General features: G+C 42.6%; 23 protein-coding genes. 12 read left to right on the top strand and 11 right to left on the bottom strand.

Features of this window, described 5'->3' with window-relative positions; all coding sequences use genetic code 11:
- Both ABDD95_RS18845 and ABDD95_RS18850 read left to right on the top strand, forming a co-directional pair.
- On the top strand, nucleotides 1-549 hold the full coding sequence (locus ABDD95_RS18845; protein WP_345948899.1) for a hypothetical protein: 549 nt from the start codon (nucleotides 1-3) through the stop codon (nucleotides 547-549).
- A gap of 37 nt (nucleotides 550-586) precedes the next feature.
- Entirely contained in the window at nucleotides 587-1,249 is a 663-nt protein-coding gene (locus ABDD95_RS18850; protein ID WP_345948900.1) for an MBL fold metallo-hydrolase, read from the top strand.
- A gap of 274 nt (nucleotides 1,250-1,523) precedes the next feature.
- Here the strand turns inward: ABDD95_RS18850 and ABDD95_RS18855 are convergent, their stop codons facing one another.
- The 8 genes from ABDD95_RS18855 to ABDD95_RS18890 all read right to left on the bottom strand — a co-directional run bounded on the left by ABDD95_RS18855 (nucleotide 1,524) and on the right by ABDD95_RS18890 (nucleotide 7,191).
- On the bottom strand, nucleotides 1,524-2,213 hold the full coding sequence (locus tag ABDD95_RS18855) for a zeta toxin family protein (protein WP_345948901.1): 690 nt from the start codon (nucleotides 2,211-2,213) through the stop codon (nucleotides 1,524-1,526).
- The gene (locus ABDD95_RS18860) at nucleotides 2,213-2,611 is read right to left on the bottom strand and encodes a hypothetical protein (RefSeq protein ID WP_345948902.1); all 399 of its coding nucleotides are present in this window, start codon (nucleotides 2,609-2,611) and stop codon (nucleotides 2,213-2,215) included. The genes ABDD95_RS18855 and ABDD95_RS18860 overlap by 1 nt, the downstream gene beginning before the upstream one ends.
- Nucleotides 2,612-2,634: 23 nt before the next feature.
- Nucleotides 2,635-3,222, bottom strand: coding sequence for a hypothetical protein (locus tag ABDD95_RS18865; protein ID WP_345948903.1), 588 nt, complete (start codon nucleotides 3,220-3,222; stop codon nucleotides 2,635-2,637).
- Complete coding sequence (locus tag ABDD95_RS18870) at nucleotides 3,219-4,205, bottom strand: relaxase/mobilization nuclease domain-containing protein (protein ID WP_345948904.1); 987 nt, start codon at nucleotides 4,203-4,205, stop codon at nucleotides 3,219-3,221. The genes ABDD95_RS18865 and ABDD95_RS18870 overlap by 4 nt, the downstream gene beginning before the upstream one ends.
- Complete coding sequence (gene mobC / locus ABDD95_RS18875) at nucleotides 4,180-4,584, bottom strand: plasmid mobilization relaxosome protein MobC (protein ID WP_345948905.1); 405 nt, start codon at nucleotides 4,582-4,584, stop codon at nucleotides 4,180-4,182. Before mobC ends, ABDD95_RS18870 begins: the two co-directional genes overlap by 26 nt.
- 379 nt (nucleotides 4,585-4,963) lie before the next feature.
- A complete protein-coding gene (locus ABDD95_RS18880; RefSeq protein WP_345948906.1) occupies nucleotides 4,964-5,314 on the bottom strand; it encodes a helix-turn-helix domain-containing protein in 351 nt (116 codons plus the stop codon).
- A 99-nt stretch (nucleotides 5,315-5,413) separates the two neighbouring features.
- Nucleotides 5,414-6,517 carry a hypothetical protein gene (locus ABDD95_RS18885; RefSeq protein WP_345948907.1) on the bottom strand — a complete coding sequence of 368 codons (1,104 nt, stop codon included), beginning with the start codon at nucleotides 6,515-6,517 and terminating at the stop codon, nucleotides 5,414-5,416.
- A gap of 515 nt (nucleotides 6,518-7,032) precedes the next feature.
- A complete protein-coding gene (locus tag ABDD95_RS18890; RefSeq protein ID WP_345948908.1) occupies nucleotides 7,033-7,191 on the bottom strand; it encodes a hypothetical protein in 159 nt (52 codons plus the stop codon).
- Between the two features lie 417 nt (nucleotides 7,192-7,608).
- Here ABDD95_RS18890 and ABDD95_RS18895 point away from each other — a divergent pair, with 417 nt between their 5' ends.
- Nucleotides 7,609-7,944 carry a hypothetical protein gene (locus ABDD95_RS18895; protein ID WP_345948909.1) on the top strand — a complete coding sequence of 112 codons (336 nt, stop codon included), beginning with the start codon at nucleotides 7,609-7,611 and terminating at the stop codon, nucleotides 7,942-7,944.
- A 341-nt stretch (nucleotides 7,945-8,285) separates the two neighbouring features.
- Here the strand turns inward: ABDD95_RS18895 and ABDD95_RS18900 are convergent, their stop codons facing one another.
- A complete protein-coding gene (locus ABDD95_RS18900; RefSeq protein ID WP_345948910.1) occupies nucleotides 8,286-9,371 on the bottom strand; it encodes a glycosyl hydrolase 53 family protein in 1,086 nt (361 codons plus the stop codon).
- 477 nt (nucleotides 9,372-9,848) lie between these two features.
- On the opposite strand from ABDD95_RS18900, the gene ABDD95_RS18905 reads away from it, so the two are divergent.
- The gene (locus ABDD95_RS18905; RefSeq protein WP_345948911.1) at nucleotides 9,849-14,033 is read left to right on the top strand and encodes a two-component regulator propeller domain-containing protein; all 4,185 of its coding nucleotides are present in this window, start codon (nucleotides 9,849-9,851) and stop codon (nucleotides 14,031-14,033) included.
- Nucleotides 14,034-14,721: 688 nt separating this feature from the next.
- Nucleotides 14,722-15,141, top strand: coding sequence for a hypothetical protein (locus tag ABDD95_RS18910; protein WP_345948912.1), 420 nt, complete (start codon nucleotides 14,722-14,724; stop codon nucleotides 15,139-15,141).
- Between the two features lie 1,618 nt (nucleotides 15,142-16,759).
- Here ABDD95_RS18910 and ABDD95_RS18915 read toward each other — a convergent pair.
- Nucleotides 16,760-17,602, bottom strand: coding sequence for an AraC family transcriptional regulator (locus ABDD95_RS18915; protein WP_345948913.1), 843 nt, complete (start codon nucleotides 17,600-17,602; stop codon nucleotides 16,760-16,762).
- A gap of 117 nt (nucleotides 17,603-17,719) precedes the next feature.
- Between ABDD95_RS18915 and ABDD95_RS18920 the strand changes: the two genes are divergently transcribed.
- The 6 genes from ABDD95_RS18920 to ABDD95_RS18945 all read left to right on the top strand — a co-directional run bounded on the left by ABDD95_RS18920 (nucleotide 17,720) and on the right by ABDD95_RS18945 (nucleotide 22,205).
- Nucleotides 17,720-18,826: an L-dopachrome tautomerase-related protein gene (locus ABDD95_RS18920; RefSeq protein ID WP_345948914.1), complete on the top strand. Its 1,107-nt coding sequence runs from the start codon at nucleotides 17,720-17,722 to the stop codon at nucleotides 18,824-18,826.
- A gap of 21 nt (nucleotides 18,827-18,847) precedes the next feature.
- Nucleotides 18,848-19,399: a VOC family protein gene (locus tag ABDD95_RS18925; RefSeq protein ID WP_345948915.1), complete on the top strand. Its 552-nt coding sequence runs from the start codon at nucleotides 18,848-18,850 to the stop codon at nucleotides 19,397-19,399.
- A 12-nt stretch (nucleotides 19,400-19,411) separates the two neighbouring features.
- Nucleotides 19,412-19,924 (top strand): PPC domain-containing DNA-binding protein, encoded by a 513-nt coding sequence (locus ABDD95_RS18930; protein WP_345948916.1) that lies wholly within the window; start codon nucleotides 19,412-19,414, stop codon nucleotides 19,922-19,924.
- 102 nt (nucleotides 19,925-20,026) lie between these two features.
- On the top strand, nucleotides 20,027-20,563 hold the full coding sequence (locus ABDD95_RS18935; protein WP_345948917.1) for a VOC family protein: 537 nt from the start codon (nucleotides 20,027-20,029) through the stop codon (nucleotides 20,561-20,563).
- Between the two features lie 20 nt (nucleotides 20,564-20,583).
- Complete coding sequence (locus ABDD95_RS18940) at nucleotides 20,584-20,958, top strand: EthD domain-containing protein (protein ID WP_345948918.1); 375 nt, start codon at nucleotides 20,584-20,586, stop codon at nucleotides 20,956-20,958.
- Nucleotides 20,955-22,205 (top strand): L-dopachrome tautomerase-related protein, encoded by a 1,251-nt coding sequence (locus tag ABDD95_RS18945; RefSeq protein ID WP_345948919.1) that lies wholly within the window; start codon nucleotides 20,955-20,957, stop codon nucleotides 22,203-22,205. The genes ABDD95_RS18940 and ABDD95_RS18945 overlap by 4 nt, the downstream gene beginning before the upstream one ends.
- Here ABDD95_RS18945 and ABDD95_RS18950 read toward each other — a convergent pair.
- Nucleotides 22,193-22,363, bottom strand: a complete 171-nt coding sequence (locus ABDD95_RS18950; RefSeq protein WP_345948920.1) for a hypothetical protein — start codon at nucleotides 22,361-22,363, stop codon at nucleotides 22,193-22,195. The genes ABDD95_RS18945 and ABDD95_RS18950 overlap by 13 nt on opposite strands.
- A 723-nt stretch (nucleotides 22,364-23,086) precedes the next feature.
- Between ABDD95_RS18950 and ABDD95_RS18955 the strand changes: the two genes are divergently transcribed.
- Nucleotides 23,087-24,397: a CHASE3 domain-containing protein gene (locus tag ABDD95_RS18955; protein ID WP_345948921.1), complete on the top strand. Its 1,311-nt coding sequence runs from the start codon at nucleotides 23,087-23,089 to the stop codon at nucleotides 24,395-24,397.
- The last annotated feature ends 517 nt before the right edge of the window (nucleotides 24,398-24,914 follow it).

A 24,914-nucleotide genomic window follows, 5' to 3' on the forward strand; every position in this document is an offset into this window, starting at 1 on the left:
ATGAGCCCTCAGGAATTGTTAACCGGCTGGGTTAGGTCGAAACACGGTGGTCAGCTAAAAAAATATAATGGCGAACCTTATTTTAATCATCTCGCGTCAGTCGCAGAAATGGCTAAAGGAGCGATACGTTTAGGCTATGAGATCGGCCTTTGCCATGATTTGCTGGAGGACACCCGGACGACCGGAAGCGAGCTGAAAGAAGCCCTAGTCACATTTGGTTATTCCCATCATGATGCCGATGACATAGCAGCCTGCGTGGCAGAATTGACCGATCAATTTACTTCTGCCGCTTCCCCGGACCTGAGCAGGAATGAGCGTAAAGAAAAAGAAGAATTCCGTCTGCGCACGGTTAGTTCAGCTGCACAGACGGTCAAATACTGCGACCTGATCGATAATATGACGCTGGTCATCGAGTACGAGCGGAAGCACGGCCCGCAATATCTTCAGCGTAAAAAATCGCTGTTGCAAGATATGAACGCCGGAAATATAGAATTGCGGTTGCGGGCATTAGCGATCATAGATCATGCGCTTATCCAATACTCGCGTTAAGGTTTTAAAAGGGAACGCTTATTGTTATGGTTGCTATATGAAAATCACCAAATACATACACTCCTGCCTGTTATTCGAAAAAGACGGTTTTAAATTACTTTTTGATCCCGGCAAATTTTCTTTCGCAGAGGGCCTTGTTACCCCTGAAATGTTTGCGGAAATCGATGCTGTCATTATCACGCACAATCATCCCGACCATTTGGATATGGAGAATTTGAAAAAGATAATTGAACTAAGCAAGGCTACCATTTATACTAACGCAGAAGTTTCGAAAGAACTCTTTGCCAATGGCTTGGAAAGTATTCTTGTCGAAGAAGGCGAAATGATAATTGGTCCTTTTAGTTTGAATATTATCAATGTTGTTCACGAGCCTATACTGGATAGCCCCTTGCCGGATATGCAAGCTTACGTTATTGACGGTACAATATTGAATCCGGTTGATTCGTTTGAGCAAAAGCTTTATGCATATGAAGGAATAAATTTATTGATTCTTCCAATCATGGCACCCTTTACCACCGAATTGAAAGTTGCTGAATTTGGCGACAAAATTCATCCAAAGCATATACTTCCGGTTCACGACGGCTATGCGAAAGACTTTTTTCTGAAGCAACGATATGAGAACTACGCTAAACATTTCAAGAAGAGAAATATTGAATTTTATGCTGCCGGAGAGGCTGGGTTTAGTGTAGAAATTGATTAAAGGTGGCTTTCCTGCTTGTCCTTACTATCATAAAAATGCTCCTTTATGATAAGGTTCTTGTTATTAAAGACATTTCTTTTACAGATAAAATTCTAACTTAATTAGTAGTTGAATTCACCATCCCATTTTCAACGCTTAGGCACCAAAAGCGCAAGGTGGATGAAATGTCAAGGCCGAAGCACCGCTAAAAAACAAATTAAAATGCTTCGCTTGTATAGCCTTTACATTTCATCCGCCGGTCGGTAACTTTGCCGAGCGCGGTGAAATGGAATGGTTACCGACCAATGCTACGTGATTGGTCTTTTTTATGTTCTTGATTCTGTTGGGGTTGCTGCTTGTCCAAGATTTTTGCAGATTGGTTTAACTCAGCTGTTTTTACAAGGTCATTCGCCCAATCAGGAATTAATTCTGCTCGCTCCTCAATTTGGCCAGCCTCGATTGTTAAATAGGAGGTTAGCTTCCTATCTAACTCATTTGATGCAAAGCTTTTCACTAAGTGAACAGAGTCGAAATCTTGATAGTATTTGGTCAAATTCTTCAATCCCATTTCATAATTAGCTTTGATATTATCCAGGCTAACCTGATGACCACCATTCGCCACCCGAAGTTTTACGCGTTCGATAGAAGCCTCCAGGCTATCAAGTCCGAAAAAGATGAGCCTAGCTTGATAACCAGATTTTTTAAACTCAGCTATAGAGTTCATCACCTCTGAGGTTCTGAAATTAGTTTCAAAGGCACAATCGAGCGACTGTTCCTTTGCTTTATTCTTCCAATCGGAAAATATATGCCCATTTACGGCTTCATAGAGATTGCCACTATCGGTGGACGGGAATTCTTTCTTTAATAATGCAAATTCTTTATCACCGTCAAATATGGGCGTACCAGGCAAAAGCATACTCGCCGACAGCGTGCTCTTACCGGCACCATTGGGTCCGGCAAAAACATACAATTGTGGTTGCTTCATTAGAAACTTCTCCTGATAGTTTGGGTTTGGCCCGTATCCGCATTTACTTTTACAAGTTCACGGTGGTCAGTATATTGATGTATAAAGACATCTTTGTCTTTGCAATATATATCGTCCTGATAAATATTATATAATCCTTTTTGCAGGTGCTCTGCTTCAACCTGTTCAATTTCCTGATCCAGCCAATTATTCTGCTCTTTTAAAGAACGTTCAAAAATCGGTTTAAATGTTAATTGATCCATTAGTTGATGCAGTTCAGAATTTTTATCTACCGTAGGTGCTATCTTTTTCCATTGCTCCAATGGAATTAATACACCAATTGGCTCATATTTAGCATTTATAAAAATGCTAAGTTCGCTGTTCTTCTCAAACTTATTCAAATTTAACGTTTTGTTCATTGTCTTACAAATAAAGGGTTCACTTATTCTGTTTTGTCTGTATGGTGCAAAAACTGTTTTATTCTTCCAGCTTTCATTTTGTGTTTTTTAAAAGTTTTATTTGGGGAGAACCGGTTAACAGTATCTCTAGTTGATATATTTTCAGCGTTGTTTTTCAGTTTAAATTCATATGCTTCGAATGCGAAGCCCATTGTCGTACCTGTCAATGCGGCTACCAGTAGGATGAGTATGCTGCAAATGATAAGCAGCCAACTCGTCTTTGGATCAAAGTAACGTTTAGCCAATGCCCTTATATCTATATTTAAAGCGTCTATTTTATCTATAACTTTTTGGAAGGATGCAGTGGACGTTTCTTTGCCGGATTCGGCATAAGCTTTTTGAATTTCCGCAAAGATCTGTCCGAACTCTTCACTGTAGTCAGGTATATAAACCTCAGGATAATTCGTTTTACTTTCCATTGCTTTAATTCTGGGAACAAGGTCTTTAATATTCTCTATATGCTCTTCGAGTTTTACTTGTCTTCTTTCCATATCCGTGTTGGTTTTGACTAAGGTGTCAATAAGTTCATCTACTCCATTTATCCTTTGGTTTAGTTCATCTATTTCTTTCATCTTGATATTCCTCTACTTTGCTGTTGTTCATTTTTCTTTCGCCGTCTTCTTTCCGGGCTGTCATCGTCGTCGGCTATATTGCCAAGCATGCCACCTAATAAATCCGCTCCTGCTGATAGCGATTGCCTCAGGTAATGGGTTTCCGGCTCCGGCTTTAAATAAGTTATTTTTTCGGTCTTGTCCTGGCTTTCTCTTTCCTGCTTTGCGTTTTCCATTACTTCTCTTAGCTGGTCTGCCAAACTCTTTTCCGGTTTAGCCTGCTGTTGTTCTATTGCCTGGCTAAGCTTTGCATAACTTAAACTCCGGTCTATCTCTGATCCTTTAAATTTATATTCGCCTTTGCTGAAACTAATGCCCTGCACCTCGGTGGTACCGCTTCTGTATTTTAAGTGGGTAACGATACCCTGCTTAGCCAATACCTGCTTTAGCTCATTGATATTTTTTACTTTTTTGCTGGCCGCCCTGATAGTATCAAATAATTCATATTTGATTTTGTCCTCGCCTTTTAGCTGTTGGCGGTTGACCCGTTCTTTACCCGGTGAGATATAAAGGCCATGCTTTATGGTCAGTTCCTTTGCTACCTGTACATTTCGCTGCTTTTGAAAGTTATCGGATATGGTTTTACCGTTGTTGCTTACCCTGTTGTAAACGATGTGAATATGCGGATGATCTTTGTCCCGATGTTTAACAATTAGGTACTGCGTGTCCTGTATTTTCATTTTTTGTAGATACTCTTTCGCCATATTTACCATTACCTCATCATTCAACTTAGCAGCATCGTTTATACTCCAGCTTAAAGCAATATGGCCTACTGCCTTTCCTAAACTTGGATTGTACTTTCGTTGCAGGTTAAAATCATTGATGATCTGATTGACATGGAGCATTCTTACGCCTGCCGCGTCCAGTACCACCGCATCATGTTTCTGTACCACATAGCGGATGCACCCGGCAAAGCTTCTACCCGTTATCACTTTCCCTATCATTGTTATTGAGCTGTTTTAAAGTAATATCTATCTCTTTCAAAATTTTATCGCAGTTACGAACTACTGTCAATAAACCTACTTGGTGTGCAAGCTTTGTTAGCTGATTAAGGTTGTTGGCAAGTTCGGCAAGCATCCAAAGGATGCGCCGCTCATCGTCTGTTAATCGGGGGACTACCTTCGCGCTTTTAGCGGCTGCCCTTATCCAGCTGCTTGATCGCATCCCGGCGGTCTTGGCTTTACTGTCAATATAAAAGCGCTCCGTCGCTGTCATTCTAATGCGAATAATTAACTCCCGTTTAACCCTTTTTTTCGGCGCACCGCCTTTGTTTTTTGATTGGGATAACTGTTGTTTATTAGTTGTCTTTGCTGTTGCTTCCATCGGTTACTCCTTACTCTTTCTTCCATTTTCCCTTTTGCAACCATCGGGCGCAAAAGGCAAGTTTGCCCGGTGCCGACAGGCATCCGGGATGTTTTTGTGGCAACAAAAACACAAACTTGCTACTTATCGGCAAATGAGTTTTGTTAACGGCCTTAGGCCGGTTAGACAACTATACAGCTATACCGAAACCGGTATGCTGCGCCGCCTTTATAACAAAGCTTCGCTTTGTGATTCACTCGTTGCCTATCCGATGCGAAGCATCGAATTTGTCTTCTCTGACCTCATCCTCTTTTGTCGTCCAATGGCTTTTTACTCGCACTTAGCGCGATAAACCTAATGCTATGACCATTGGTGAATCCTGCAATCATCATAATGAGCCTTAAATTATCTTGGGTTTCTTCTCGATAAGGCTAAATTTCGAGATGGCCTCAACCTTGATATCCTCTGCCGTTCTTTTACGGCCAGACTTAATCCATTCAGTCAATTCGGAGCGGTAGAAATAAAGACGCTTCCCGCGCTTATTAACAGGGAGTTCTTTACGGCATACTTTACTGTAAACGGTCGGGATAGCAAGGTCTAAAAATATTGCAGCCTTGGCAACAGGCATAATTTCGTCCTGCTCCATCGGCTGCTCCTGCCGCTGAAGTAAAAGCTGTTCGATGTTATCCAGCTTATCCTGTATTTTACTTACCGCCTCGGGTAACTGGTCAAATGTGAGTGTGTCTTTCATTGCGCATTAATTTTGTTTAATGCTGCAATTGTAAGGGCTTGTTTTGCAGTGTTACAAGGGGGTAAACCGTAACCCTGCGCTTACCCCCTCATTTTTTTGCTATCTTTTGTTACGGGGAGTAGGCAGGATGAGAAACTGAGTTTCCTTTTGCTCAATTTTCAGGATGGGAGATTTGCATGGACGGGTATTTTCTGACATTAGGCCGGACAAATAACCCTCTGGCAATTCCCTGGGTTCGGACTGTTGGGAAAGGTACATGAACTTCGGGGCAATCCATTTTTCCAGGTCGGACTTTCGGCAGCCGACAATCAGGTTAGCATCATAGAGTTGTTTAAAGGCATCGGCCAGCTGGGTTGCAAAGCCACGGAAAACCAGCGGGGCAGCGGGTGCCTCATCATATAGTAACAGCTTTTCAAGTGCAGCGTGCTCTTCAAGAAGAAAATAGGCTTTTAATAAGTCAAACAGTTGAACTGCTACCCCCTGCTTAAAGGTCGGATAGTAGCCTACTATTTTTGCAATGGCTGCCTGTTCTTCGCTTAGTTCCGGTTGGTAGGTAGTTTCCTGTACTACTATTGCCGGTTGATTTATTTCTTTCGCTTCGTTAGCGTTATAGATTTCTGCCGGAACTTCTTCAACTTTTGCCGCTTCCTGCCCCGCTAGTTGGGCATTCATCCTTTTTTTAAAATCAACCTCGGTTATCTTCGGCTTAATAAAATTTTCTGTACCATAGATCAGTTCCATTAAAAACTTTTCCCGAAGCTTGACAGAATCGCCCAAATCTTCCGCAAACTTCGCGGTTACTTCTATATCAGCACTGTCAGATTGCAGATTGTTGACAATAAATAAATATTCCAGTCGGACAGAAATAATAAAGGAGCGGTGATAAACCAAATTCATCTCCGAATAATGCTGGTTGTATTTTGTCCAAAATTCCTTAAAGCGGTTGCGGACTTTAGATAATTCTGCCAATTGAAGCAAAATATGGTCTTTGTCTAACGTTAGCAGGTCTATATAAGCCATATCCTTTAATACCCTTAGTTCGCTTCTGTAGGAAAAGGAATCGTAATATTGGGTTTCGTAGGTCAGGTCATAAGTTTTAACATGCTTCCTTTCATTCGTTCCCCATTCCAGTTGAATATCATCCTCAATAATACGTAGATCGAATGTTTGAATGCGGATTAGAAATTCTTTTAGATGCTGCATAACTTGTTGGTGATGAAATTAAGCCCTTTACTATAGTCAGATTCCTTTAAAAAACGCAACCATGCATTTTAAAAGTATAGATAACCCAGCTAAAATCAGCTATCATAAGCCTAAAACCAGTATAAAAGCAAAGTTATGCAAAATGCCGTTTGTATCTGTTTTGATTTTTTTCTGCAAATTTTCTGCAAATAAAAAAACCCAACTCGCCAGAGTTGGGTTAAATAATTGATTTTCAAGCTCCTGAGGCTGGGCTCGAACCAGCGACCCTCTGATTAACAGAGAAATGGTCGACCTCTATATTGGACTAAGGATCAATTAGTTATGTCAATTAATTTCCCCGTTGTAGCATATTTGAAACACACAGTGACAATCCCTTGCGGTAGTTTAAATATATAAATAAATTATAAGCCTTACAATTGTAAACTTATTTTATGGTTCAGGTATTAAACATTTTTTGTACTACTAATATGCCTAGTCACGTTGTTGGCCCCGGCAACGTGACTAGGCTAATACTTCTAATCTTTGGATATTGGCAGTTTGAGATTGACGCCAATGATGCCTTTCAGCTTACGGGCCAGTGATATGGTCAGGTTATCACGCGCAGCAGTAGCCGCTAAATAATCCAGCTGCACGGCACAGAACTCGATCTCGCCCGACGACCCGATCTGAACCATCCGGCCCAGCCCATGATTTTCATATATTCGAGACGTGTTAGGTAATGATGAAGGCTGGTTACAAGAAGAAAGAAGTTTAGCAACGGAACTTTCCGTGTTGTTTATATTTATGTACAGATATACTGTATTTTATGGTAAAAAGCTTTAAAGGGAAGCGATGTCCTCACCCTCGATAATTTTTTTTCTTGATCGTACTTATGACACATATTCATCTAAACAAAACAGCGTTGATCGGAAAACATCATTGAAAACCTTTAGTGTTGAAGTGATCAAGCTACTGTTTAAGCGTGGCTTAGTTCATGAACTGGAAAATTAAATTACAAGCGTTGTGTCCTCGTCGCGGTAACAGACTAAGGCAAGGCGTCCGTTAAAAGCGTGCTATCTACGGACTGGCAGTTCCACGAGATTAAAGCAGCTATGACGTTCAAAAATAGTTTTGCTGAAATGCTGGCGCTCCAGAACAATATAAATAAGCAGCAAAAAGAACAATTACAAGAAGAGGTAACCATCAAAACACATAAAATATCAGCGCTGTATGAACAATTGCTTTCCCAGTACAAAACCTTTGAACGTATCGCTTATGAACAATCCCATCTCGTCAGGGGGCCATTAGCTACGATAATGGGATTGGTATCACTGCTGAAAGAAGAATCGCATTCCGGTGATGTTGAGATACTGTTGCGTTACCTTGATACAAAAGTTTTGGAAATGGATAAAGTGATCTTGGCAATCGTAGCCGCTATTGAAAAATAATAACGTTATTTACAGCGACCTTAAGTAAACTCGGTGTATTTAGGCAAATCCCTTTTTGCGTTTTCAAATAAAAAGAACATGCACCTAAAAAGCTTACCTGAAGACGTGTTTCTCAAGATATATTACTCATCTATTGCTGACTTCAATCATGTAAGTAATGTTAATACAATCAGGGCATTTTGGTAGCAAACGTTTTGAGTCAATGAGACAATAATATACAGCCCTTTTGGGAAATTATGGATGATTGATGTAAGTAGGGCTTCATGGCATGCCAAAGGGTAAACTTTCCAGAAGTAAAAACATTTAATAGCCACCTGCAACTTACAGGTGGCTATTAAATGTTAGTGAATAAAAGCATTCATCGCAGCGGTAGGCATCTTAGTTGTAGCATCCCATGCAGTGTTTTCCCAATACCAAAACGGAGTATAAACTTCTGGCTCCCAATAAAAGACACCGAGGCCTGTCCCGGTTGGCATTGTGTCCCTTAAATAATTGATGTAAGTCTTAATAGTTGATGCAGTTTGCGAGGGTTTATTAGTCGGTCCTCCTACTTCCACAACCATAACAGGTTTTCCGTATCGTGTTTGTATTGTACTAAAATTAGGTGCGATTCCGGGCGCATCGATACTACTTGCGTAGCTAGAAAACCCGCTTATATCCCATTTTCCACCATTGGCTTTGTAAGTATCAAACCAATTTTCCACAGCCGTTAATTTTTGCGGTTGAGCTAAGTGAACGATCACCTGAGTCGAGGGAGAAACAGCCTTTATCTGATCATAGGCTATATTCAATAATCCTGTCATTTGAACGGGATTATAAGCAAAGCTTCCTACATAACCACAAATTCCAAGGTTCTCTTCATTTCCAATCTGTATCCAGTCAGCAGTAACCTTGTAATACTTCATTAAGTTCATAAAGTGGTAAACATAAGTACTCATGGCCGTACGCATCTGTGCATAGGTCATGTTGGCCCAGGCAGCTGGTGGTACTTGTTCACCAACACTGTTCATCGAATCTCCAAAATGGAAGTCTATCATGACCCGTAATCCAGCTTTCTTGCATCGAAGAGCCAACGCTACCGTTTCACCATCACTGCAATGCCCTTTAATTGAGTCAGTTGATGGGTTTACAAAAGTTCTCAGTCGGACTGAATTTATACCCTTTTCTTTAAGGATGTCCAGAAGGTCTTTTTGGATACCGCTACTATTTTTCCAGATATATCCTTTAGCTTCCATTTGTGGCCACCAGCTGATGTCAGCGCCGTAGGCAAATTCAGCAGATACGGCCAAGGTCTGTTTGGCGGTAACAGATGATCCTGTATTCATATCACTCGGGATAGTTCCTAGATCTGTATTAGACACCTTCTCTTTACTACAAGCACCAAGCAACGTAAGTGCTAAAATACAAACATAAAATAGCTTTTTCATATATGGGTTTTAATTATGGTTTATAAGGTCAAAGTTAGCGTAGTGATTACTTGAGCACTGTTTCATTTAGACCTTTTTGTATTTCATATTGTCATAAATTGCAATATTATTTAAAGAATCCATTGAAAACGTTGACAGCTACCAATGAGCTAACTTTCAATTAAGGTTTATCGTTACCTCCCTACTTGGGTGTAAAAACTTGAGTTAGTGTGATTACATTAATGGTATATCAGGTTACTCTTGTTTATTGATATTTGAGTAACTTTACTGAAATTTCTAACCAATAGAATTAATTGTACAGCTACCGCATGTTTAGTGCTAATCTAAACCCACTTGGTAGCGTATACGACCTAATTGTCTAATATTCCTCTCCATGTGGTCTACCTTGTGGTTTGGAGCAGTCCGAATGACGTCATGATAAGCAATCACTACAAGGAATTTAAACCGCAACAGATAATGCTGCTTTTTTAAATGGATATGAGTCTTCTACAACCCTCCCGTTTCAAAATTTTATTGAGGCTTTTCCTGTTATTGTTTGGCGTATGCCGCATTATGCTTGGGATAACTTACGCACAAGATAACTCACTAAAATTTTCCCATATTAACATTTCGCAAGGGATGTCCAACAGCACTATAGAAGCAATTTTTCAAGATTATCGAGGCTTTATCTGGTTCGGTACGCGTGATGGTATAAACAGGTATGATGGCTATCAAATGACCATTTACAAGAACTCAGTCCAAAATATTGGATCTATAAGTGACAATTATATCCGTTGCATCGGTGGAGACAATCGACATGCCATTTGGGTAGGTACGGGAAATGGCTTAAACAGATTTGACGCGGAGAACAACAAATTCATTAGGTTCAATAATGTGCTGGGCAATAACCATTCCATCTCTGGCAATAAGATAAATTGTATTTTCAACGATCGGTCTGGAGAGATGTGGGTTGGCACGGCAGACGGAAGAATAAACCTGTACAATCCTTCATCCAATTCATTTACCCGGTTTTCTCCGTTCGAAAAATACCGAGGGGCAACGGTTGGAGAAGTGACCTGCTTGTTAGAAGATAAAAAAGGGGGATTTTGGGTTGGGTCTACGCAGGGTCTGTTCCTTTTCGACCGAAAGCATGGCTCGTTTTTTCACCCAGCTGGAATGATTAGTCAGATAGCCTATAACATAACAAGCCTTCAAGAGGATAGAACCGGTAACATTTGGGTAGGTCTTCAAGATCATGGATTGATTAGGATGTCACAGGATGGCTCAACTATAACCCAATTCAGGCATGATGAAAGACAGCCTGGCAGCCTAGCCACCAATCAAATCAAATGTTTATTTACAGATCATAATGGAAGATTGTTGATCGGTAGCATAAACGGTGGACTGAGTATTTACAACGATCAGGCGAATATATTTCTTAACTACCAAAACATACCTGAAAATTCCACCAGTTTATCTCAGCGAACAGTTTCTTCAATATTTGAGGACAATCAGCATAACCTTTGGGTAGGAACGCACCGTGGAGGTATAAATCTTTATACTCCTGGCATGTCCAAATTTCGGCTATTTCAAAGCGAGCCCAAGAAAAATAGCTTAACTTACAATGATATACGGGCATTCTCGGAAGACAATGAGCATAAAATTTGGATTGGTACGGATGGCGGAGGATTGAATTTATTTGATCCTAAAAGTTATACATTTGAAGCATACAAAAATGAGCCTTTCAATAAGTGCTCTTTATCTTCTAATGCGGTATTGAGTATCATGAATTTGGATAATCGGCGAGTTTGTCTAAGTACATGGGGTGGCGGCATCAATTTGTTTGATAGAAAATCTAAGAAATTTACTTATTATATCAATGATCCCGCGGACAGCAATTCGATATCATCTAATTACGTCTATAAATGCTTTAAGGATACCAAAGAAAACTTTTGGGTCATCACTTATTATGGGGGCGTGAATCTATTCGATGTGAAATCAGGAAAATTCCGGCGATTTACCAAAGCACCGGATGGTAAAACCAAGCTCAAGGGATGTAATTTTGTGTCTGTAGGTCAAGATGGTAAGCAAAATATTTGGTTTGGAACTGATGATGGCGGGTTGAATCGCTATAACCTGCAGACTGGAAAGATAAAACACTATTTCGATCAATTAGAGGAGTTTCCAGATCTCCAGGTAATATTTATTGACCGCAAGGGAAGGATTTGGGTTGGACAACGTGGCCTTTATCTTTACGATCCGCTCAAAGATAGTTTTAAACTATATACGGGCAAGGCGGATCTAGACAAAGAATTTATTAAGGGAATCGAGGAAGACGTCCACGGAGATTTCTGGATTTCTACTTCAAATGGTTTGATTAAATTTAATCCTGATTCTTTTAAAGCTAAAATATATAATTTTGTTGACGGCTTGCAGGGCCAGGAGTTTGAACCTAACGCAAATTTGCTTGCAAGTGATGGTACATTGTACTTTGGTGGTCTAAATGGGTTCAATCAATTTAAACCTGATTCCGTTCAGGCCAACCATTTTGTACCGCCTGTTTACCTAACAAACCTTCTAATTTTTAACAAAGTGATGCACCCTGGTATGGCTGGCTCTCCCTTGGCAATGGATATCAGCATGACCAGAAAACTTTCATTAACTTATAAACAATCTTCAATTTCATTTTACTTTGCCGCATTGAATTTTACAGCTGCTCAAAATAATCGGTATGCTTACCGCCTGGAAGGTATGGATGAACATTGGTATTTCACCTCAGAAAGAAAGGCTGCATATACAAATTTGGAACCTGGCCACTATGTATTTCGCGTTAAAGCGGCAAATAATGATGGGATATGGAATCCAAAAGAATCTACTGTGCTTATTGTGATTGCTCCGCCATATTGGGGAACATGGTGGTTCAGAATTTTGACAGTGGTGGTGATCAGTGCAGGTGCTTATTATATTTTATCGTTGAAAAAAAATCTGGATCTGAAGAAAATTGAAAAGCAGCGCATAGAAGAACTTCATCAAACCAAAATTCAATTCTTTACAAATATATCCCATGAATTTCGAACCCCATTATCGTTAATATTGGGCCCGCTTGAAACGCTTTTGGATGATAGACAATCACTCTCCCGTCATTACTATAAGATCATGTACCGGAACGCGAATCGCCTGCTTTCCCTAATCAATGAACTGATGGACTTTAGGAAAGTTGAGACCGGAGCTTTGCGTCTAAAGGTACGTTCCGGAAACCTCAATTCATTTTTAACTGAATTAGCAAAGGAATTTCAAGATGCAGCACAAGCAAAATCAATTAAGTTAAATATTGAAATCAAGATGATGGAGCAAACAGTTTTATTTGATCCACAGGTGATTGAAAAAATTATTTTGAACCTTTTAAACAACGCACTAAAGTATACACCTGTGCACGGGAAAATAACAATTTCATTGTTTGAACAGCTGAATGAATTCAATTCAGTTTTTGAAAATGAATTGATTCTTAAAAATGATACACGTTCGGTCAAATATGGATATATCCGGATTTCCGATAATGGCATCGGAATCTCAAAAGAGTCTATAAGCCATCTTTTTGAACGCTATTACCGGATTAAGGATACGCACCTTGGTTCAGGCATCGGTCTTGCATTAGTTAAAAGTTTGGTTGTATTACATAAAGGCGATTTGTTTGTTCATAGTCAGCGCGGCCATGGAACCGACATCATCATAGGGTTACCTGTTGGAGAGCAAGATTACGATTTTTCTGAAAGGGAAGGTATTTCTAGTTCGGAAGGAGGGATCAGTTTGGAAAATTTGCATATTGATATGTCGGTTGATGTATCTGCAAACGTCGAAAACAGCCAAAAATTCAGGCCTGCCGAAGCTTGTACTCCTACCAGCAAACGGCATCTTATTTTGATTGTCGAGGATAACGATGAGATTAGGTCGTTCCTTGCACGAGAACTAAAAAGCTACTACTTGGTAGATGAAGCCATTGATGGCAGAACCGGACTACACAAAACTAAAGAAATCTTACCAGATTTAATTATAAGTGACGTGATGATGTCAGGAATGAATGGGGTTGAGTTTTGTAAGGCAATAAAAGATGACATCGAAACAAGCCATATCCCGTTTATTATGTTGACAGCTAAGACTAATCTACAGGCAGAGATTGAAGGAATGCAGTCTGGCGCAGACCTCTACCTCACTAAGCCATTAAGCATTCAGTTGCTCAAATCTTCCTTGCAAAATATATTCGAGCAAAGAGAGATCTTAAAAAGCCGCTATAAGAAAGGCCATCAAATGGAACATATTGATCTGGTACGTTCTCAAAAAGATAAACAGTTTATGGATCGATTGCTCGAACTAATTCAAATAAATATAAGTAATCCTGAACTTCAGATTGAGGACTTATGTAGTGAGCTTAATATGGGCAGAACCAAACTTTACAGGAAAGTTAAGGACATTACAGGTCAGTCACCTAACGAGTTTATTAGAACCGTACGACTAAAAAAGGCAATTGAGATTTTGACGGAGGAGGATGTATTACTAACTGAGGTCATTTATAGAGTCGGGATTCAAACCCAATCCTATTTCGCCAAAGCTTTTAAAAGAGAGTACGGAAAGACACCATCCCAGTATTTGCAAGAATTAGCAGCAAGATCAGTAAAATCCGATTAGTACACTCTATTTGAAGCTATCGCAAAGCGACCGGGCTGCAAATACGTAATGTACATAACGCACGACTTCTTTAAAACTTCAAGATAGTTCAGACGTGAAGTCAATTATACTTTTATCTTGAACGGAAAGCTATGGGTGGTAGATAATTTGAATAAATGTTCTGTTGTGGACAAGGTGAAGAGATCTTTATATATCCGAAACTCATTTGATGTACCAATAACGATAATATGGATGAGATTGGCACGCGACCTATTCAACACAACTACCCTATAGTATTGAGTAGTGTTTCTACGCTGTAAAATTGGAAAATAAAAAGGGTGGCGAATCACGATCATTCAGGTAGATTTTGTTTCTTAAAACATTCATTAATATAGGTAATTATAACACACCAAGCCAGTGTATACGTATTATATAGGAGCAGGTAGAAAAATTATTGGCAAATTCAGAAGAGGAAAGATAGCTAACTACGTAGTAAGCAATTGATTCGCTTGCATTAAAGAATCTCTGTACAAGATGCATGAATTATTTATTATTAACATTGCTGGTGAACGTGAGTCGCTCCATTTAAGTACTGAATAGGAATATATTTTATTCCACTAAATACGCCTATCTTGATATGGTGGTGAATTATTAAGATTGATATGTCTCATTTCGATTACAAGGCTCGTAATGAGATATAAAACCCGATATGAAAAAAAAGTTTTTAAGCTGTGCACTACTTGTTTCACTCATTACTTCTTGTAAGAAAACTAACGACCATCCCGCAACAAACGTCCTAGGCCAGTGGCAGTGGGTCTTATCAACCGGAGGTGTCGGACCCCAGATTATTACACCTACTTCTACCGGAAGTAGCAGGTCGCTATCACTTAACGCAGATAGTACTTATACATTTATTGCGGATGGAACTGTAACAGATGCAGGTACTTTTAGTATTAGCAAAATAACAAATTCTGCAAAGAGCATTGAGGATGAACTGATCACTTTCCAACCTAACCGCGCCAGATCGACGGCATATAACAATTTTATAATTTTGAAAAGTGATACGTTAATTATTTCAACAATTTTTACTTGGGAGGGCGGATTAAGCAAGTATACCCGCAGAAAATAATATGTTCATTAAGCGAAGCTTCAAACGCTGATGACTTTGAAGCAATAAATCCCGGTTCTGCGAATTGGAACTCAACTGCAAAACGCTGGTCGATCTACCAGTTACTGTTGGCTGACTTATAATTGTAGAATAGAGTGCATGATATGGTACCCTTGCTGAAAAAATTGTGCCATCAGTAAAGTGAATAACTCTACATTTCTACGGCGTCATCCCTTTTAAGCAGTTTTAAAAGATCCATAAAGAAAGACAACTGGCCTTCCAAGTAAAATACACTTTAATTATCGTCATTTCACTATTACTTAGGTATGTCCTACTAACATTCGGACTCCGCAGTGGACATGAAGGATTAAGATAGAACGTTGGAACGATGCAGCATTCTATTAATAACAAATTACGGAGACCTCTAAGGCCATTAAAGAGGAAAAAGCAGGATGTTAGCTAACGATTTATACCGCAATAGGGGAATGCGCAGATGGAGCCTTTCACACCTTGCGAATGAAGTGAGTGGATAAGTACACCGAGAACTGAAATAGCTGAACGAAGGGAGCGGCAAGCTTAAATGCATCTAAGCAAAACCGGCCCCTTGACTATAGCTTGTTGAAAGACCTACATCGGGAAAAGCTTCAAAGCCGTGCCAGCGCGAAGACAGTAATTCTGCCTGGTAAGCATCAGCAGGGTCCCTTGTGTGTTGGGGCTGCCCGTGGTTCAGGTATAATTATTAGAACATTAGAGATGATCGCTAAGCCAACTGTAGTTCGAGAGCCTCATCCAATTAAAGATTAAGAATCTGCGGACAGTAGATCCGCTAGAAACACTTATGTGGAATCATAAGCGTGTAAGACGTGCTCACTTGCGGCTGAGTATTCAGGCCATAAGGTCCGCAGTTGCCTGCTCACTGGAGCCAAAGTACGACTCATTATACCTGAACAGGCCGGGGATACTTGTCTTTGTACTTTATGGGTGCGTGAACAGGTGAACAAAAGCAGATTTCAAACCCTCAACATTACTTCAGAACATTGACCGAAAACCTCCTGCCATAGTAGCCACTCATACCCTGTCCGCCGTTTGGGGCACCCTATTTAGAAATACTCTAGTCATGAATAGGGCAACCCGATTTGTGTCCGAATAAATACCGTCACCAAAGAAAACGACATGGAATTCAAGATTTTTGAGAAAGGGTGTTACCCTGCAACTTACCCAGCTTGTACAGAACGACTATCTTGAACACTTTAACAGAAAGTTTCAGAAAAACATATCGAATGCATATTTATTTGAAGACATAAACCAAGTACAGGTCTTACCTGATAAATGGCCAGGTGATTTCGGAGTTACAACTGGCTGCATGAAGCACGGTTGGTATAACACCAAACTTCTAATAGCAACTAAACTTTGGAGATTTTGAATGCTTTGACGACTTTTTAGCATCTCCACAGGTACACTGACGATAGTAATCATCTTCTTAGATCAATAAGATTAATTTAAAAAGCACCTATTTTTTCCATTTTCGTGAATTAACGAGGGCATTCCATCACTGAACTAAATTTTGTGATACATAAAATAAGCGCCCAGTTGAATCATATAATTATATTAGCCCTAATTGTCAGATTTTTAGTAAAAGTCAATCATCAACTTCTTTTAACCGAAACTCTTTTGTACCAACACCTTTTTGTGACCTGAAATACTTGCTCAAATGGCTGGCGTCCTGGAAACCGAATTCCGCCGCAATATTTTTTAGAGGCGTTTTAGCTGTGAGCAGGCGCTGTTCGATCAATTGCAGACGATAGGCATTAATATACTTACGATAACTTACCTCGAAATTCCGTTTAAAGTAGTCGCCGAAATAAGTGGCCGAGATCGCAAAGTGTGATGCGATATGTTTGACCTTAAGACGTTCTGGCAGATGAATATGACCGTGGATGTAAGAGATCAGGTCTTCCTTATCCGGCTCGTGGTAACTGATCTGAAGATTCAGTTTAGCTGCAGCCTCCCTGATCAGGCCCAGTACGGAGAGCACCTGATAAAAGACCAGCGGTGAGGCGGCTACATTTTTGCGGCAGTTGTAGGCGACAATGTTATCAACGGTCTGCCGCAGGATAGTAATGCAAGGTTCATCCATCTGCAGCTTCAGCTGCTTGAGCACGGGCAGGCGCATGACCGCTTCGGGGCTTCCGGAAGCACGGGCCTCGGGGCGGTAGAAAGTATGGCCCGCGAAATAGCCGTCCGTGAATTTAATGAACGTGAACCGGGTACTCTCTGCGATCTCAAAATAATGCTCGTCTTCGGGACTGATGACAAAGAGGTCACCCTGCAGGTAAGGCATGCGCTGCTGGTTGAGTACATGCTGCCCCGAGCCATGCCAGATGTACACTAACTCATAATAGGTATGGCTATGGTTGGGCAAATGGAAATGTTGCTCCTCGAAATCATGGATCACTAATTGTTCGAACTGTGTTTTTTTCATGATGGCATCAATTTACCGGAAATGTACTATTTATTCATGTAATTCTACTAAAGATCGACACTCTTCGTGCATGAGATTTGCAACTGTAAGACCATGAAACGCTGTTTACTACTATCGATGAGTGCCATATTAACGAGCGGGGCGAGCCTGGCGCAAATGCCGGTCCCCTATCCAAAGGGGATCACCGTAGCGGCGAGTCTGCCCGACGTAGAACCGGCCGGGATCGCGGTGAATCCCCAGGGTCGTATGTTTCTGGCTTTGCCGCGCGGCGGCGTTAACCACAGCTTCCCTTCCGTGGTGGAGATCGTGGAAGGAAAGCCGGTCGCCTTTCCGAATACCGAGATCAATGAGAACACGGCGGATCATCCCGAAGCACATCTCGTATCCGTGCTGGGCATCTACTTGTCCCAGAACATACTATGGATTCTGGATCAGGGTAAGCGTGCAGGCATTGACTCCATTCCGGAAGGGAGCACCAAGGTCGTGGGCGTAGATATACGCACCAAGAAGATCGTGCGTCAGCTTCCGATCCGCAGGCCTTTCTTCCGTGAGTCGATGCAGCTCAACGATCTGCGGTTCGACCCCTCGCATGGAGAAGATGGAACGCTGTATATCAGTAACAGCGGCTTTGCCAAACCGGACCAGTCCCTGATTGTGATCGACGTGAAAAGCGGCCGGATGCGCGAGGTATTCCGGGACCGCCCGGAAGTGTCACCAGTAAAAGGGTCCGTCTATTTTGTGGAAGGCAGGCCGCATACGGTTAATTATGATAAGCCTACCATGCCCCAGGGCGGTGTCAACGGTATCGAGCTGAGTCCCAACCTCCACACCCTGTACTGGACGCCCCCTGGCAATCCCGATTATTACAGCATTCCGACCGCCACCCTTAGCGATCTTAGTGCTTCCGAGGAAATGTTACAACAAGCGATCAGATATGAAGGCCAGATCGTTTCCAATGGCGGCATCACCGTCGATCCGCAAGGCACTTTATACTTTGGGGATGCCTCCCGCTACAGTATCCTGCAAAAGGATGTACATGGCCAGCTCGCACTTACCGCATATGATCCTCGGCTGATCTGGCCGGACGGTATGGTGATACAAGGCGGCTTCCTGTATGTTACCATCGGGCAGTGGCACCGGGCGCCTAACCTGAACGGGGGGAAGGACCTCAGACACGGGCCGTACCAGGTATTGAAGATACCACTTCAAGAACATTATGAATAACTAGCATCATACAACTTACCTATGAATTACCAGAAAACAGAGGTCCGGGCCATAGATCATATCGGAATTACCGTGCCGGACATTGAATCAGCTTCCCGCTTCCTGGAGGAAGCACTGGGCGCCACCACCATTTATGACAACGTCATCCCGTCTGACCCGCCGCAGCGCGGTGCAGAGACCGAACAAAAGCTTGGCGTGGCCAAGGGGGCTGCGATCGTTCACATGCGCATGATGCGTATCGGGGATGGTGCCTGCATCGAACTGTTCGAGATGAAGGTCCCGGGAGAGCGCCAGCGCGATATCATTCCTTCTGATCTCGGCCTGCAGCATTTTGCGGTGTATACGGAAGACATAGAAGCCACCGCTAAAAAATTCGAGCAGGCTGGTGGCCGGCTACTAACCGGGCCCAATGAGATGCTTGGCAGAGAGGGCGGCGAGGGTAATCAGTTCTTATATGCGGTCACCCCATGGGGCAGTTTTGTGGAACTGATCACTTACCCGTCTGAACTGGAGATCGAAAGAACCACACCGCTTCGCCGCTGGAAACCCCGCCCGGGCAGGGACGAGCACTAAACAAAAGGACACATGAAAAGAACTCATTTATTACTGACCATACTGCTTTTATTAACTCATCTGACCATGAACGCACAAAGCCTGAAAGGCACCCACTGGACAGCCCGGAAAACAGGCGACCATTATATTTTGAGCGTCGCTGATCAAAGCAGCATCCTGGACGCCTTGACCGATCTTGTTACCGCACAGCGGATATCTGCAGGCGAGATCACCGGTATTGGCGCACTGAACGAAGCTACCCTGCGTTTCTTTGACCCGGCGACCAAAAAATACGTGGACAAGACCTTCAGCGAACAACTGGAGATGAGCAACCTGTCCGGCAATATCTCGATCAGCGAAGGCAGGCCCCTGCTGCACTTGCATGCCACTTTAGGCAGGCGCGACTATACGGCACTGGCTGGTCTCCTCCAGGATGGAAAGATCCGCGGTGCGGGCGAATTCTTTGTCTATCCGCTAAACACGCGAGTGGTCAAGGTCAAGAATGAAGCCGTGGGCCTCAACTTTTATGATCTTGATCAGCAATGAGGCAGGTCATGAGCGCTACCTGTTTTTTTACAAAGTGGTAAGATCGTGGCCCTCGCCTTCATCTGCCTGGCGGGCTGGTCATGTCAAGTCACTGATCATTAAATGAAAAAAAAAATGGAGACCAATAGAAATTTCAGAGGAATAGATCATATCGGGATCACTGTTCCCGATGTGAACGCAGCTTCAGCCTTTTTTGCAAAGGCTTTTGAAGCCGAAACGCTTTATGACGTGCTGCCCGAAGATGCAAAGCCGTTGCAAGGTGCAGAGACGGAGGAGCAGCTCGGCCTACCGCCGGATAGCAAGGTCGTTCACATGCGTTTGCTGCAGATCGGCAGCGGACCGACCATTGAACTTTTTCAGGTCGCCGGTACCTTCCAGTCAAAAACTGCCGGGCTGCATGACTATGGCCTGCAGCATCTTGCGGTATATGTAGAGGACATTCAGGCTGCTGCCAGGCAATTCGAATCAGCAGGCGGAAAGCTGCTGTCACCGCCGCACCCCTTATCCGGCGTGGAGGATGGCCCCCGTAACCGCGGCGTTTATGGCCGAGCACCCTGGGGAACGCTGGTCGAACTGCTGAGCTATCCGGATGGATTAAAAGACAAAACCCTGCACCGCTGGACACCCGGTACACATTAAACGAAATTAAAAACACGCTCATGATCAAGATGACCATGTTGCTTAAACGCAACCCTGAATTAACGCATGAACAGTTCGTACAGCACCATATCGAAAAACATGGCCCCCTGTTCAGGCAAATACCTGAAGCCAGTGCACATGTGCTATGTTATATCCAAACACATCCGTCCGCAGTGCATTCCGCTGCGGACAGCGAAGATGACTTTGACGGCACCGCCGAGATCTGGTTCGATGATGCGGATGGACTGGTGAAAGTACTCAACTCTGAATTCTATCAGCAGCAGGTTTATCCCGATGAACTGACGTTTTTGGATCATGAGCATACGCTGACGACCATCGGCGAACAATCGGTCATTATCCCCGCCCGTCAGAACCTGAAAGCCGAACTATTATGACAATCATAAAAGATTTCCTGCCATCGATCACGGGTTCATTCGCGCAGACTGCAGCATTGCTTTTTCCGCGATTCCTTGGGCAAACCGGTTTGGGCCTATTCGATATTAATAAACATATGACAATGAGGAGAATCATCAAAACAATAGGAATACTAACCCTAATCCTTACCCAAAAATTGGTTATGGCACAACAAAATTATGAAGTCATCGCACGGTTCTCGCCGCCCGATCCTGATATGTCCGGTATCGCGGTCAGCTCAGATAACCGCGTATTCCTGGGCTTCCCGCGTCATGCGGATAACCATACGGCCTATGCCCTGGCCGAACTGGTGAATGGCAAACCGGTCCCTTTCCCAAGCCGGGAATATGTGTATCCTTCTGCCAAACCGTATCAGGAGTGGCTGGTATCTCCCCACGGAATGTACATGGACCAGCACGATATGCTCTGGGTACTGGACGATGGTAAAGGGGCAAAGATCAATGAGATTCCTGAAGGGGCCGCTAAGGTCGTGGCAATCGATATCAGAACCAAAAAGATCGTACATACGCTGGTGATCGGCCGGCCCGTACTGTCCAGTGACGCGCATTACAATGACCTGCGCGTGGACCTGACGCATGGCAGCCAAGGAACCGTCTATATAGCCAACTCCGGTTTCGGCGAGCGCTATTCTCTATTGGTGATCGATGTCGCCACAGGTAAGACCAGGGAAGTACTGCTTGATCACCCCTCCACCTCGCCGGAACCCGCGTTCATGGCCTTCCTGGAAGGCACGCCGCATGTGGGTGACATGAAGAAACAAGCCTTTCCTCAAGGCGGTGCCGATGGATTAGCGCTGTCGCCGGACAGCAGGAAACTGTACTGGACCACCATCAGCGGAAAAACCCTTTACAGCATGGCTACCGATACCCTGAGCAACTTCGCCCTGGAGGAAAGCACCCTTGAAAATGCGGTCGTCAAAGAGGGACAGCATCCGGCCTGCGACGGACTGGCGGAAGATGAGCAGGGGAACATCTACTTTGGCGCCTTTGAGCAGCGGTCGGTCGTGAAGCGCTCACCCGACGGGCAATACCACCTGATAGGGCACGATGCGGATCGGTTTGGCTGGCCCGACGGGCTGGCTTACCGCAACGGGTACGTGTACGTTACGCTGGGGCAATGGAACCGGTTAGCCAGCTTCAACAATGGCACAGATCTCCGGAACCCCCCATACCTGGTGATCCGTATCCCGGCAGATCAGGCGCGCTGATCCGGGATATTGTGTCGATAGGCAGTCTTCAATCCTATCATCACCAGGATCATGGTCAGCATCAGCGAATTGATGATCCAAAGCGGCCGGGCATCTTTCAAAACGCCGTCAATACACCAAAATGCTGAATCAACGCCCAAAAAGGCTAACCTGACCATCGAAAGATTATGCCCTGACTTGGTTTTCGGAAATCTGACCACTTAGGCCTAACAGATATTACGTTCAATGATATACTGACCTGAGAAGGCCACCATATTGATTATTGGTTTACTCGAGAATCAAAAGCTTATAATCATTGTGATGGCTTATAAACAAAACTTGAGCTTGATTCACTGATCACAAGTCTTTGAGATTATCTTCAAAATGTTTTTTTTGACATTTTAGACTTTCTATATTAATTTAATGTTATAAGAATCCTTAAAAATTTATTGTCTAAATGTTGGTGATTCTAACTTCGACTTATTAACATTATGCGCGCCATTTATAACAAACATATCAAATCAAGGAATTTATCTCAAGTCTCTCGTTAACAAGCGGCTTATAACATTAGCAAACCAACAATAAGTTCATTACAGAGCAAATTAGCACCTCTGCTTTTCTATCCGGCTCTTATACTTTATGCGGGGGGTATTATTATTTTTGTATTGCTTGCGCAACTGGTTTAGGCATTGACTTTCTATTGGTACAGCTACCTTGCCATCGCAGTGCCATGTTATTGCTATGCTGCGAAGACATAGATCATTTGAAGGTAGAGAATTAGTAAATTCCACCTCCGCAGATCTATTCAAGTCATTGTAAAAAAAATATCACTTAATTTTAGTCCCAAGATTTGATATACACGGAGAGATACAAATTAACTTTATCTTGCATCATAATTTATTATGCAAAATAACTCAATCTCATTCCGTAATAAGATACTGGCAGGCTTTATAACCTCTATAGTCCTTATCTTTGCTATTACCTTGATCTCATATCAAAAGCTTCATGATCTGGAGAAGGAACACCAATTGGCAGACCACACCCGCGAGGTGACCAAAGCAGCTACCGATCTTTTACAACGAGTAACTGATGCCGAAACCTCAGCGAGAGGCTATTTTGGAACAAGTCAGGAGGTTTTTATTACCGCATTTCAGCGGGCACTCGAAGACATAGATCCGAATTTTCAAAGACTATTCAGATCTGTGCAAGACGATGCGGCACAACTGCACATCGTCGAGCAACTGGGCGCACGTGTCGTGGCTAAGCAGACGGTCATGAAAAGCTACGTTTCCCAACGCCAGGCTAGCGGAACCACCGGCAGCATACCGATATATAGGGTCCTTGAAGGTAAAACGGAAATGGACCTGATCCGTAAGTTGGTGGCTGACGTTATTATCAATGCCCAGAACCAACTCAGGCAACAGCAACAACGCTCTGAAATGGCCGCAACAAATGCATCTATCGTGCTGTTCGGAGGCGCATTATTGTTCATGGTGATGATCTGTACCTTATTCTTTTACATAAAACGAACTTTCGACCAGAAGACAGCGGCAGAACAAAGCGTTCATCAGAACAATGCTTACCTGGAGAAAACGCTCTCGGAAAACAAGCATCAGAACTGGATGCTGCAAGGCCTCAAGCATCTTGCAGAACAAATGCAGGGACAAAGCAATATGGAAGACCTCGGTGCCGTTATATTGAAAGAACTAATTGAGTATACCGAAGGGGTTGCAGGAACCATGTACCTTTATCAAACCTCACAGGAATTGTTAAACTTTTGCGCTGCGCATGCCGTATCACCTAAGGATGAGATCAGAAAGCAGTTCCGGCTTACGGAGACCTGGATCGGACAAGTAGGCAACCTCCAGCAAGCTAAACTGATCAGCGGCCGGTTCAATTCCAATTTAACGCTTTCGACATCAATCTTTCAAAAAGAATTGGCACACTGTTTTATCGTACCTTTCTTTTATGAGCAGCAGTTATGTGGTATCTTGGAACTCGGTTACCGTGAAGCGCCTACTGATATTAGCAAAGGATTTATATTATCAACCTTAAGCCGTATAGGTATCACCGTTCATGCAATGCTCGCTAAGAGAGAGATCGAAGAATTATATGAGGCGGTACATCAGCAGGCTGAAGAACTTCAGGTACAACAGGAGGAGTTGAAAGCCTCCAACGAGGAACTTTTGCTGAGAACACGTAAAACAAACTGAAAATTCTTATGAAATTGGTAGATCAGAGACGGGTTGTGAGGCTGAGTAATTAATATATTAGTGAAGACGTCATCTAGTCCTTCAAAGTATGGATAGCTATATTTTTTCTACGAGTATAAGATGACTATAACAAGCGTAATTTCGGTAACGAGATTAAATCATGTATGGTCAGCGTCGAGAAAGGACTGTTCCAAGCTATAAAACTAGTACGCCGCATAAGAAAGTGACCAGCTAAAAATCAGGCTGAACAAAAATATCTTCCGAGATGATTATCATACTTTTATAATTAAATATTCTACAACTGTGTCCAATTATTTATAAGAGATTCCTTATGGCAATTTGTTAAAGGTGGATTATTGAATATACATGGGATCGAAAGCGGTAACTAAGTTCTTTCAGGGTTGTTTTGAAGGTAAACGATTGCTAAAATTCTTATAGGAGCGCATGATGATTTGTTTGTACTGTAAATTTTAATTGCAAAGGAATTCTTTTTTGTGGAATCTGACCGTATGAAACT

Origin of the sequence: Mucilaginibacter sp. PAMB04274 (genome assembly GCF_039634385.2) — a bacterium.
Classification (GTDB): domain Bacteria; phylum Bacteroidota; class Bacteroidia; order Sphingobacteriales; family Sphingobacteriaceae; genus Mucilaginibacter.

What these genes read in the sequence shown, in the direction of transcription:
- ABDD95_RS18955 (WP_345948921.1), top strand. Translation starts at nt 23,087, where the DNA reads ATGCAAAATAACTCAATCTCATTCCGTAATAAGATACTGGCAGGCTTT.
- ABDD95_RS18885 (WP_345948907.1), bottom strand. Translation starts at nt 6,517, where the DNA reads ATGCAGCATCTAAAAGAATTTCTAATCCGCATTCAAACATTCGATCTA.
- ABDD95_RS18855 (WP_345948901.1), bottom strand. Translation starts at nt 2,213, where the DNA reads ATGAAGCAACCACAATTGTATGTTTTTGCCGGACCCAATGGTGCCGGT.
- ABDD95_RS18920 (WP_345948914.1), top strand. Translation starts at nt 17,720, where the DNA reads ATGAGTGCCATATTAACGAGCGGGGCGAGCCTGGCGCAAATGCCGGTC.
- ABDD95_RS18860 (WP_345948902.1), bottom strand. Translation starts at nt 2,611, where the DNA reads ATGAACAAAACGTTAAATTTGAATAAGTTTGAGAAGAACAGCGAACTT.
- ABDD95_RS18940 (WP_345948918.1), top strand. Translation starts at nt 20,584, where the DNA reads ATGATCAAGATGACCATGTTGCTTAAACGCAACCCTGAATTAACGCAT.
- ABDD95_RS18925 (WP_345948915.1), top strand. Translation starts at nt 18,848, where the DNA reads ATGAATTACCAGAAAACAGAGGTCCGGGCCATAGATCATATCGGAATT.
- ABDD95_RS18850 (WP_345948900.1), top strand. Translation starts at nt 587, where the DNA reads ATGAAAATCACCAAATACATACACTCCTGCCTGTTATTCGAAAAAGAC.
- ABDD95_RS18950 (WP_345948920.1), bottom strand. Translation starts at nt 22,363, where the DNA reads ATGGTCAGGTTAGCCTTTTTGGGCGTTGATTCAGCATTTTGGTGTATT.
- mobC (WP_345948905.1), bottom strand. Translation starts at nt 4,584, where the DNA reads ATGGAAGCAACAGCAAAGACAACTAATAAACAACAGTTATCCCAATCA.
- ABDD95_RS18905 (WP_345948911.1), top strand. Translation starts at nt 9,849, where the DNA reads ATGAGTCTTCTACAACCCTCCCGTTTCAAAATTTTATTGAGGCTTTTC.
- ABDD95_RS18910 (WP_345948912.1), top strand. Translation starts at nt 14,722, where the DNA reads ATGAAAAAAAAGTTTTTAAGCTGTGCACTACTTGTTTCACTCATTACT.
- ABDD95_RS18880 (WP_345948906.1), bottom strand. Translation starts at nt 5,314, where the DNA reads ATGAAAGACACACTCACATTTGACCAGTTACCCGAGGCGGTAAGTAAA.
- ABDD95_RS18870 (WP_345948904.1), bottom strand. Translation starts at nt 4,205, where the DNA reads ATGATAGGGAAAGTGATAACGGGTAGAAGCTTTGCCGGGTGCATCCGC.
- ABDD95_RS18845 (WP_345948899.1), top strand. Translation starts at nt 1, where the DNA reads ATGAGCCCTCAGGAATTGTTAACCGGCTGGGTTAGGTCGAAACACGGT.
- ABDD95_RS18930 (WP_345948916.1), top strand. Translation starts at nt 19,412, where the DNA reads ATGAAAAGAACTCATTTATTACTGACCATACTGCTTTTATTAACTCAT.
- ABDD95_RS18915 (WP_345948913.1), bottom strand. Translation starts at nt 17,602, where the DNA reads ATGAAAAAAACACAGTTCGAACAATTAGTGATCCATGATTTCGAGGAG.
- ABDD95_RS18900 (WP_345948910.1), bottom strand. Translation starts at nt 9,371, where the DNA reads ATGAAAAAGCTATTTTATGTTTGTATTTTAGCACTTACGTTGCTTGGT.
- ABDD95_RS18865 (WP_345948903.1), bottom strand. Translation starts at nt 3,222, where the DNA reads ATGAAAGAAATAGATGAACTAAACCAAAGGATAAATGGAGTAGATGAA.
- ABDD95_RS18895 (WP_345948909.1), top strand. Translation starts at nt 7,609, where the DNA reads ATGACGTTCAAAAATAGTTTTGCTGAAATGCTGGCGCTCCAGAACAAT.
- ABDD95_RS18890 (WP_345948908.1), bottom strand. Translation starts at nt 7,191, where the DNA reads ATGGTTCAGATCGGGTCGTCGGGCGAGATCGAGTTCTGTGCCGTGCAG.
- ABDD95_RS18935 (WP_345948917.1), top strand. Translation starts at nt 20,027, where the DNA reads ATGAAAAAAAAAATGGAGACCAATAGAAATTTCAGAGGAATAGATCAT.
- ABDD95_RS18945 (WP_345948919.1), top strand. Translation starts at nt 20,955, where the DNA reads ATGACAATCATAAAAGATTTCCTGCCATCGATCACGGGTTCATTCGCG.